Here is a 1,127-nt window from a genome sequence, read left to right on the forward strand (position 1 = left end):
GAGTTCTATCGACGGCGGTGTTTGGCACCTCGATGTCGGCTCATCACATCCTGGGGCTGAAGTCGGTCCCAAGGGTATGGCTGTTCGCCATTTAAAGTGGTACGCGAGCTGGGTTCAGAACGTCGTGAGACAGTTCGGTCCCTATCTGCCGTGGGCGTTGGATGATTGAAGGAAGCTGCTCCTAGTACGAGAGGACCGGAGTGGACGAACCGCTGGTGTTCGGGTTGTTATGCCAATAGCATTGCCCGGTAGCTACGTTCGGAATCGATAACCGCTGAAAGCATCTAAGCGGGAAGCGAGTCCTAAGATGAGTCATCCCTAGGGATTTAATTCCTCTAAAGAGCCGTTCGAGACTAGGACGTTGATAGGCAGGGTGTGTAAGTGCTGTGAGGCATTGAGCTAACCTGTACTAATGACTCGTGAGGCTTAACCATACAACCCAGATGGGTTTACTCTTGTTAAAAGAGAAGTATGTGGTTAATGAGTGATTACTTTACAAGCACAAAAGAATACCGACTTGATTTAAGTTGAACCAATTATTACTTTTATTTAAAGCTATTTAAAAGACTTTTTAAATAGCCAGCTTTCTAAATTCTTTTACCTTTAGCTTTTTGAAAAGCTGAAAGTAATCGCAAAATTAGTCTGGAAACCATAGCATTGTGGCCCCACCTGAATCCATCTCGAACTCAGAAGTGAAACGCAATTGCGCCGATGGTAGTGTGGGGTCTCCCCATGTGAGAGTAGGTCATTTCCAGGCGCCTATTTAGTTTCCACTTTCTAGAAAGTGAAGACAAAGTTTACTGATAGTGACATATCAGCGACTTAAAAAGAATTTAGCAATATGCGTAAGCACTTTGCTAAAGGAGCGGTAGTTCAGTTGGTTAGAATACCGGCCTGTCACGCCGGGGGTCGCGGGTTCGAGTCCCGTCCGCTCCGCCAACATTACGATAAGCCCTAACAGCAATGTTAGGGCTTTTTCGTGTCTGATTTATGGTACTTATATGTGTCGCGGCCGTCCCGTCCAACAGCATCCATGCTTAAAAGCCCAGTTCGGCATCCAAGCCTCTCGTTCATGAGCTCATCACTGCGTGATATTCACCCGCTAACACAAAGACGAAAGCCTCTAC

The 1,127-nt window shown here is 46.7% G+C and carries 1 tRNA gene and 2 rRNA genes; all 3 read left to right on the forward strand.

Annotation, left to right across the window (positions count from 1 at the left end):
- Window positions 1–434: ribosomal RNA gene (locus KT99_RS19720) — 23S ribosomal RNA — on the forward strand; the annotation flags it as partial.
- A 207-nt stretch (window positions 435–641) separates the two neighbouring features.
- Window positions 642–757, forward strand: a 5S ribosomal RNA gene (gene rrf, locus KT99_RS19725).
- A gap of 105 nt (window positions 758–862) precedes the next feature.
- A tRNA-Asp gene (locus tag KT99_RS19730) sits at window positions 863–939 on the forward strand.
- Window positions 940–1,127: the final 188 nt, after the last annotated feature.

This window comes from Shewanella benthica KT99, from assembly GCF_000172075.1.
Taxonomy (GTDB): Bacteria; Pseudomonadota; Gammaproteobacteria; order Enterobacterales; family Shewanellaceae; genus Shewanella; species Shewanella benthica_A.